Source organism: Anaeromassilibacillus sp. SJQ-1 (genome assembly GCF_046693725.1).
Classification (GTDB): domain Bacteria; phylum Bacillota; class Clostridia; order Oscillospirales; family Acutalibacteraceae; genus Anaeromassilibacillus.
The window spans coordinates 1-7,911 of the sequence record NZ_JBKEIV010000027.1 but is presented as its reverse complement, the minus strand read 5'-3'; the positions used below and the strand labels follow the sequence as shown (position 1 = coordinate 7,911).

At 49.4% G+C, this 7,911-nt stretch carries 5 protein-coding genes and 6 pseudogenes; 10 read left to right on the top strand and 1 reads right to left on the bottom strand.

Features of this window, described 5'->3' with window-relative positions; genetic code table 11:
* Positions 1–116: 116 nt before the first annotated feature.
* From ACGCCZ_RS06965 to eno, 9 genes and pseudogenes are all read left to right on the top strand, one after another.
* Positions 117–483, top strand: a pseudogene (locus ACGCCZ_RS06965) (heme ABC transporter ATP-binding protein); the annotation flags it as partial.
* A complete protein-coding gene (locus ACGCCZ_RS06960) occupies positions 467–808 on the top strand; it encodes an ABC transporter permease subunit (protein ID WP_411655642.1) in 342 nt (113 codons plus the stop codon). The pseudogene ACGCCZ_RS06965 and the gene ACGCCZ_RS06960, both read left to right, overlap by 17 nt.
* 5 nt (positions 809–813) lie before the next feature.
* Positions 814–1,107, top strand: coding sequence for an ABC transporter permease subunit (locus ACGCCZ_RS06955; RefSeq protein ID WP_411655641.1), 294 nt, complete (start codon positions 814–816; stop codon positions 1,105–1,107).
* Positions 1,049–1,597 carry an ABC transporter permease subunit gene (locus ACGCCZ_RS06950; RefSeq protein WP_411655640.1) on the top strand — a complete coding sequence of 183 codons (549 nt, stop codon included), beginning with the start codon at positions 1,049–1,051 and terminating at the stop codon, positions 1,595–1,597. The genes ACGCCZ_RS06955 and ACGCCZ_RS06950 overlap by 59 nt, the downstream gene beginning before the upstream one ends.
* Positions 1,587–2,510 (top strand): annotated as a pseudogene (locus ACGCCZ_RS06945) (ABC transporter permease). The gene ACGCCZ_RS06950 and the pseudogene ACGCCZ_RS06945 overlap by 11 nt, the downstream one beginning before the upstream one ends.
* Positions 2,511–2,569: 59 nt before the next feature.
* Positions 2,570–3,237: pseudogene (deoC, locus tag ACGCCZ_RS06940) on the top strand (deoxyribose-phosphate aldolase).
* 99 nt (positions 3,238–3,336) lie between these two features.
* Positions 3,337–3,739: pseudogene (locus ACGCCZ_RS06935) on the top strand (cytidine deaminase); the annotation flags it as partial.
* A 33-nt stretch (positions 3,740–3,772) separates the two neighbouring features.
* Positions 3,773–5,099 (top strand): annotated as a pseudogene (locus ACGCCZ_RS06930) (pyrimidine-nucleoside phosphorylase).
* Positions 5,100–5,241: 142 nt separating this feature from the next.
* Positions 5,242–6,523 (top strand): annotated as a pseudogene (gene eno / locus ACGCCZ_RS06925) (phosphopyruvate hydratase).
* A gap of 17 nt (positions 6,524–6,540) precedes the next feature.
* Here the strand turns inward: eno and ACGCCZ_RS06920 are convergent.
* Positions 6,541–7,146 (bottom strand): glutathione peroxidase, encoded by a 606-nt coding sequence (locus ACGCCZ_RS06920; protein ID WP_411655639.1) that lies wholly within the window; start codon positions 7,144–7,146, stop codon positions 6,541–6,543.
* Between the two features lie 296 nt (positions 7,147–7,442).
* On the opposite strand from ACGCCZ_RS06920, the gene ACGCCZ_RS06915 reads away from it, so the two are divergent.
* The gene (locus tag ACGCCZ_RS06915; protein ID WP_411655638.1) at positions 7,443–7,886 is read left to right on the top strand and encodes an RICIN domain-containing protein; all 444 of its coding nucleotides are present in this window, start codon (positions 7,443–7,445) and stop codon (positions 7,884–7,886) included.
* Positions 7,887–7,911: the final 25 nt, after the last annotated feature.

Sequence of the window (7,911 nt, the reverse complement as noted above, 5' to 3'; positions counted from 1 at the left end):
TGGCCTCGTTGGTTGTAGCCACCCGATATTAACAGAAACGACTTCCATACTCGTGTGAGTTTTCGCATTTATCGTGAAACGCTTTCGCGTTTTTCGTGCGCCGCTTCACTCACGATTATGATGTCCGTCCGGAGGATTGTGCACAACATTTGGCGCGTAGCCTTTCCGGCGGAAATCAGCAAAAGGTGATCATCGCACGCGAAGTTGCAAATGAACCAGATCTGTTGATCGCGGTGCAGCCGACGCGCGGATTGGATGTTGGCGCTATCGAGTATGTCCACAAAACGCTGATTGCGAGAACGGGATAAAGGCAGGGCGATCCTGTTGATTTCTCTGGAACTCGATGAGGTGATGAATGTTTCCGATACCATTGCGGTACTTTATAACGGAAGCATTGCCGACACCTTTAAACAAGGTGAAGTAGATGAAAAGACAATCGGACTTTTAATGGCTGGAGGGAAACAACATGCAAAGAACAGTTAGGATTCTGAAAAAACCCATCACCTCCACCATCCTTGCCATCGTATGCGGCTTTCTGGTGGCATCGGTTGTGCTCGTAGTCGCTGGGTATAATCCAGCAGAGGCATTTGGGGCATTATTTCATGGGATTTTCTCAAAACCAAAGTACATTTCAAACGTGATTATCAAAGCAACCCCGATCACATTGACAGCGCTCAGTGTGGCTTTTGCCTATAAGGTAGGGATGTTCAATATTGGGGCGGAAGGACAATACATTGTAGCGGCGGTGGCCTCTACCATCGTTGGTTATCTATTCAATCTGCCGGCAATCCTACCAGTTACCCGCTAGTAGTGATGACGGGCATGGTTGCAGGGGCTCTTTACGGTGGTATCGTTGGTTTTTTAAAGGCAAAGTTTGGCATTCATGAGGTTTTGACCAGCATTATGTTGAACTGGATTGCCCTGTATTTATCCAATTTTGTGGTTCAAAGCGACGCGTTCCATCAGCCCAATACAACGGCTACCTATCCGGTCAATCCATCGAGCTACACCATGTTGTTGCCCGAATGGAAGACCTCGGACGAAGGGATTGCTTTTTCTGAAGCAATACGATTGGCTCTCAGAGGTGATGCTCAAAACAGACATTAATTTTGGCTTTTTGGTTGCCATTGTGGCGGCGGTTGTGATCTGGTTCCTACTGTACCGTTCCACCAAGGGGTTTGAATTCCGTGCAGTAGGCGCGAACCGGGATGCAGCAGAATTTGCGGGGATCAACGTCAACCGCAATATCACGCAGGCGATGCTAATCGCTGGCGCACTTTCGGGCCTGGCAGCAGTGATGATGATTACCGGTACCAACCCGCACCGCATTTCTACCCTCGCCGCTTTTGAAAACAATGGATTCAACGGCCTGTCCGTAGCATTTATTGCGGGAAGTTCACCCGTCGGGTGTATTTTTGCAGGTTTATTGTTTGGCGGCCTGCTCTATGGCGGCCAATCTATCCAGGCGGATATTGGCGCTCCTACGGAAATTATCAATATTATGATCGGCACCATTGTATTCTTTGTAGCGCTTACCAGAATCGTGCCGGTTTTGGCGGATAAGTTGGAGAAGAGAGGTGCTGGACATGCTAAATGATGTTTCTTTGCTCATCGGCATTACCTTGATGTATTCTGCACCGCTTATTTTTGGCGCATTGGGTGGTGTCCTCTCGGAGCGTTCCGGTGTGGTAAACCTTGGCATTGAGGGAATGATGACGATTGGCGCATTTGCGGGTGCAGCAGTCGGATATTATTCCGGAAACCCGTGGTTGGGTTTGCTGGCAGCGGGCTGCGCTGGCGGCGGGATTGCATTGCTGCACGCAGTAGCGGCCATTACCTTCAAGGCCGACCAGACGATCTCCGGAATTGCGCTGAATCTCATTGGACCGGGATTGGCATTGTTCCTTTGCAGGTTGGCCTTTGACGGTGCAACGATGACGCAGCCGGTGACCAATAAGCTGCCAAAGCTGTTTGGCGATTCTGCACTCAGTGGCGCTGCACAGAATTTGAATGTCGATGTCACCGTTTTGCTGGCGCTGGCCTGTATGTTGGTCATGTGGTTTATTCTTTACAAGACCAAATGGGGATTGCGTGTACAGCGGTTCGTGAACACCCGGCGGCAGCAGATACCCTTGGCATCCATGTTTCAGCGACCCCGCTATGTCATGTGTGATTCTCTCCGGAGTCTTAGCTGGCTTTGGCGGAGCGTCGATGACGCTTGCGGTTATCCCACAGTTTACGCCGGTGGCCATCAGTGGACAGGGATTCATTGCATTGGCAGCGGTTATTTTCGGAAAATGGACGCCACATGGCGCGTATGGAGCATGTCTGCTGTTCGGCTTTGCACAAGCGCTTACCGTATTCTTGGGTGGGGGTAAAGCGCGCGGTCCCATCGGAAATTTTGGCAATGTTGCCCTATATACTAACGATTCTGGTTTTGATCCTGTTCGTCGGGCCGTTCGGTTGCACCGAAGGCGGACGGTGTCCCATACGAAAAGGGTGCGCGTTAACCGGGCATTTCTGGAATGGTTATACAATATATCTGAAACAAAGAAAAGGATGAATCAAAATGGATCATCAGAAGATTTTGCGTATGGTCGATCATACGTTGCTCACTCAGACAGCGACCTGGGAGGAAATCAAGCAGATTTGCGACGATGCCATCCAATTTGGAACAGCCTCTGTTTGCATTCCGGCCAGCTATGTGAAGCGCGCCAAGGAGTATGTCGGAGACCGGATGGCTGTCTGCACTGTCATTGGATTCCCAAACGGTTATTCAACAACGGCAACGAAAGTGTTTGAGACGAAGGATGCCATCGCCAACGGTGCAGATGAAATTGATATGGTTATCAATCTTGGATATGTCAAAGATGGACGTTTCGATGTACTGCTCGACAGAGATCAGGCAGATCAAGGGGGCTTGTGGTAGCCACATACTGAAGGTGATTGTTGAAACCTGCCTGCTGACAGAGGAGGAGAAAATCCGGTTGTGCCAGATTGTCACAGAGTCCGGCGCAGACTTTATCAAGACCTCTACTGGATTTTCGTCGGCGGGGGCGACTTTTGACGATGTGGCACTGTTCCGGCAATATGTTGGTCCACAAGTACGCATCAAAGCGGCGGGCGGAATCTCCTCTTTGGAGGATGCAGAACGGTTTATCGAACTCGGAGCGTACCCGATTGGGAACCAGCCGCATCATCAAGTTGATTAAGAATGAAGAAGCACACGGCTATTGAGCCGGAGAAAACACGATTTTCGAACGTCTTCAGAACGTTGGGCCGCCGCAGTTTTTTATCTGCGGCGGCCCATAAACTCTCTGGAAAGGAGTGGCTGTCTTGGAAGATCAAGAATTGGTCCGCTTGGCATTGGAAGCGAGGGAACGCGCCTATGTGCCCTATTCCAAATTCCAGGTGGGAGCGGCGTTGTTGACAGGTGCTGGACGCGTTTATCAGGGGTGTAATATCGAATGCGCCTCATATTCACCGACCAATTGTGCAGAGCGCACAGCTTTCTTTAAAGCAATCAGTGAGGGAGAGCGCGACTTTGTTGCAATAGCTGTACGTCGGAGGACCCTCTGGTGCACCAGTGAAACGGATTTGTCCACCTTGTGGCGTTTGCCGTCAAGTGATGCGGGAATTTTGTGATCCAACGGACTTTCGTGTAATCCTTGCCTCCGGGCTGAACGATTGGGTCGTTTACAGATTGGACGAATTGTTGCCGCTTGGGTTTTGGCCCAGGAGAATATGCACAAAGAGAAAGGGGGAACCAATCATGCGCATGTATGATGTCATTGCTAAAAAACGGGATGGAGGAACGCTCTCAGACGAAGAAATCCAGTTTTTCATCGACGGTTATGTGCACGGAGAAATTCCAGACTATCAGGCGAGTGCTTTGATGATGGCAATTTTTCTGCGTGGTATGACTGCAAAAGAAAACAGCGTCCCTCACCAGGAGTATGGCGTATTCTGGTGATCTGGTGGATTTATCTTCTATTGACGGGATAAAGGTCGATAAACACAGCACCGGAGGCGTGGGGGATAAGACTACTTTGATTGTGGCGCCGATTGTCGCGTCTCTGGGAGTGCGGGTGGCAAAGATGAGCGGCCGGGGATTAGGTCACACCGGGGGAACGGTGGATAAGCTGGAATCCATTCCCGGCTTTCAGACTTCACTGGACCGCGAAACGTTCTTTGAGATTGTTCGCCGGGTGGGCGTCAGTGTGATTGGTCAGTCTGGAAATCTGGCGCCCGCGGATAAAAAGCTTTATGCCCTGCGGGATGTGACGGCTACGGTCAACAGCATCCCACTGATTGCTTCCAGTATCATGAGTAAAAAAATCGCTGCTGGTTCCGATCGGATTTTATTGGACGTAAAAACTGGCAGCGGTGCATTTATGAAGACGCTGGAAGATTCCATCGCGCTGGCGAAAGAGATGGTATCCATCGGTGAGCACGTGGGACGCAGGACGGTAGCGCTCATCACGGATATGGATCGTCCGCTTGGATGTGCAATTGGCAATGCATTAGAAGTTCGCGAGGCATGTGAGACACTTCGGGGCAATGGGCCGGAAGATTTGACCGAGGTCTGTGTGGAGCTTGCCGCCAATATGCTTTGGCTTGCAGAAAAGGGGGAACTGGCCCAGTGTCGAGATCTGGCAAAGCAACAGATCGAGAACGGAAGAGCCTTTGCAAAACTGAAAGAAATGGTTCAGGCACAGGGTGGAGATGTTAGGACATTGGAAGATCCTGCACAATTTACGCAGCCCAAAGTATGTTATGAGGTACCCGCGCCAAGGGACGGGTTCCTGTATACGATGAACACAGAATTGTGCGGAATTGCCTCCGTGGAATTGGGCGCCGGCCGCGAGCGAAAAGAGGACCCCATTGATTTCAGTGCAGGAATTGTGTTGCGGAAAAAAATCGGTGATTTTGTTCAGAAGGGTCAGATCCTGGCTTCCTTTTATTCTTCGGAAGAGAAGAAATGTCGGATCGCAGAGCAGACCTTTTTACAGGCCCTCCGTATTCAGGATAAAATGCCGAAACCGGTGCCTCTTATTCATGCACGTGTCAGTGCAAACGGTGTAGAAACAAGCGAATGAATCTTAGAAATAGGCAACATTTTAGGGATAGATAACATTCGGCGAAATCCTTGTATTTTCCGTTTTTTACGGTTAAAATAGCAAACATGAAGCCATACTAAATTAGTATATTTTGAATAAGAGGCTTTGTGGAGGTGCTTTCATGTTAGACTGTAAAATCGCAAAGATTGTTGCCAGAGAAGTGATGGATTCGCGTGGGAATCCGACCGTGGAGGCGGAGGTTGTACTCAAGTGTGGAGCACAGGGAACGGCATTGGTTCCCTCCGGTGCATCGACGGGCATTTATGAAGCGCATGAACTGCGCGACGGCGACCCGAAGCGCTATGGCGGGAAGGGCGTTCTGAAGGCTGTTCGCAATGTAAACGAGGCGATTGCCACTGCGCTGGTTGGAATGGACGCGCTTGCGCAGGAAGAAATTGACCGCAAGATGCTGGAGATCGATGGCAGCAAGAATAAATCCAAGTTGGGTGCAAATGCAATTCTTGCGGTATCTTTGGCTACGGCGCGCGCGGCTGCTTCGGCGCTCAATATGCCGCTGTATCGCTACATTGGTGGCATGCAGGCGCACAAGCTGCCCGTGCCAATGATGAACATTTTGAACGGCGGCGCACATGCCTCAAATAATATTGACATACAGGAATTCATGATTATGCCGGTCGGTGCGCAGAGCTTCCGTGAGGCACTCCGCTGGTGCAGTGAGATCTATCACACCTTGGGCAAACTGCTCAAAGAGGGCGGCCTTGCCACCGGTGTCGGCGATGAAGGCGGTTTCGCACCGAACCTGGAATCGGATGAAGAGGCAATTGAATGGATTATCCGCGCCATCGAGACGGCGGGCTATTCCACTCAGGATGTAAAAATTGCATTGGATGCCGCCAGCAGCGAATGGTATAAAGACGGCATGTATGTTCTGCCAAAGCGTGGGACAACCTTGAAGAGTGAAGACTTGGTAGCCTATTGGAAAGATTTGGTCAGCCGTTATCCCATTATTTCCATCGAGGATGGACTGGGCGAGCAGGATTGGGAAGGCTGGACAGTCTTGACAAAGGAACTCCCCATTCAGTTGGTTGGCGACGATCTCTTTTGTCACAAATGCAGAGCGTTTGCAGAGGGGAATCGAGATTGGCGCAGGAAATTCGATTCTGGTCAAGGTCAATCAGATCGGTTCGTTGTCCGAAACGTTGCATGCGATGGATCTTGCGCATAAGGCCGGTTATACCGCAGTGGTTTCCCATCGTTCCGGCGAGACAGAAGATACAACGATCGCTGATTTGGCGGTTGCGACAAACGCAGGCCAGATCAAGACAGGCGCACCATGCCGTACCGACCGTGTAGCAAAATACAATCGTTTGCTTCGGATTGAGGACGAGCTGGGAAATACTGCCTGCTATGCGGGTAGAGATGCGTTCCGTTTTTCCGTATAATTGTCTTTGTTTATGGATTATAGAAACATCCGCACGGACTCCGTGCGGATGTTTTGCATTTCTATGGGGTTGGTAGTTGAAGCAATTTCTTGATACAGGTTTCGATTTCCTGTATGCTCGCAGTGGGCTCGTATTCGTGCGGCAACTTCACCTTCCCGGTCCACTAAAAACTTTGTAAAGTTCCATTTGATGTCCGGGGATTCTGCATATTGTGGGTCGTCCGTGGACAAGATTTCTTGTAGTTTCTCCGTGAGTGGATGGTCTGGGTCGAACCCGCAAAAGCCACGCGCATTGGTCAAATACCGGAAGAGAGGTTCCGTCTGGGGCCCTTTCACGTGAGTCTTGGCCAACATGGGAAATGTAACGCCATAATTGTAGCGGCAGAATTCAGCGATTTTGTCGTTGCTTTCCGGGTCCTGTTCATGAAACTGATTACAGGGAAACCCCAAGACCATCAGGCCGTGGTCGCGATATTTTTGAAATAGTTTTTCCAAGTCCTCAAATTGTGGTGTAAAGCCGCATTTGCTGGCTGTATTGACGATCAAAAGAATATTCCCCCGATAAACAGACAGATCGAGTTCTTTTCCATTCATCTGGCGCACATGAAAATCATAGACGTTCATAGGAATACGTTGCCTCCTTTCCCGTCTATTATGAGAAAGAGGCCCATACAATATACTTTCAAGGAGAAGATTGTCCTTTGAGAGGGTTGGGAAAAATCGACGATACAGCCAGAAAATTCGCCAATTTTTCACTAAAATTCGTGGGCAATATGACTGGTTTTATTTTTGGAAACAATTTACTTTCTGTGGTCTGTTCCAAAGATGAAAGACGTAGCGTTCACTTTCCCCGCCCACGTGCTATAATAAACATCATAGAATTAAAACTTAAAATTCTGTAGGCAGAAGGGGTGTTGAACATGAGTGGACAGGCGAAAAACACTTTCTCCAATAAAGTATACAGTATTCGATCGAAGCAGAGCGAGAAAGCGCTGGAAGCAGAACTCTGTGAAGGCAGCAACAAAGTTCAGATGAATCCGTATAATGGCGGCGACAATCAACAATGGCAGTTTGTAGCTAGTGAAGATCAATATTACAAGCTGCTCAATAAGAGCACTGGCAAGGCACTGGACATTATGCTGGGTGGCTCAGAAAATGGCACATGGTTGCATCAGTGGGACAGTGTATCTTCGGATAGCCAGCTCTGGTATGTGGAAGAGACATCGGATGGATTTTATAAGATCAAATCCAAAGTCTCTGGAAAATGTGTGGATATTGTGGGTGAAGCGGCGCACGAAAAACGCGCAAAGCGTTTCACGATAAATGCGAAAAACTCACACGAGTATGGAAGTCGTTCTGGTTAATATCGGCTGCATAACCGAACCAGTA

Excerpts from the sequence above, each read along its gene's own strand:
- ACGCCZ_RS06960 (WP_411655642.1), top strand. The coding sequence starts at position 467 with ATGCAAAGAACAGTTAGGATTCTGAAAAAACCCATCACCTCCACCATC.
- ACGCCZ_RS06955 (WP_411655641.1), top strand. The coding sequence starts at position 814 with ATGACGGGCATGGTTGCAGGGGCTCTTTACGGTGGTATCGTTGGTTTT.
- ACGCCZ_RS06920 (WP_411655639.1), bottom strand. The coding sequence starts at position 7,146 with ATGAACGTCTATGATTTTCATGTGCGCCAGATGAATGGAAAAGAACTC.
- ACGCCZ_RS06915 (WP_411655638.1), top strand. The coding sequence starts at position 7,443 with ATGAGTGGACAGGCGAAAAACACTTTCTCCAATAAAGTATACAGTATT.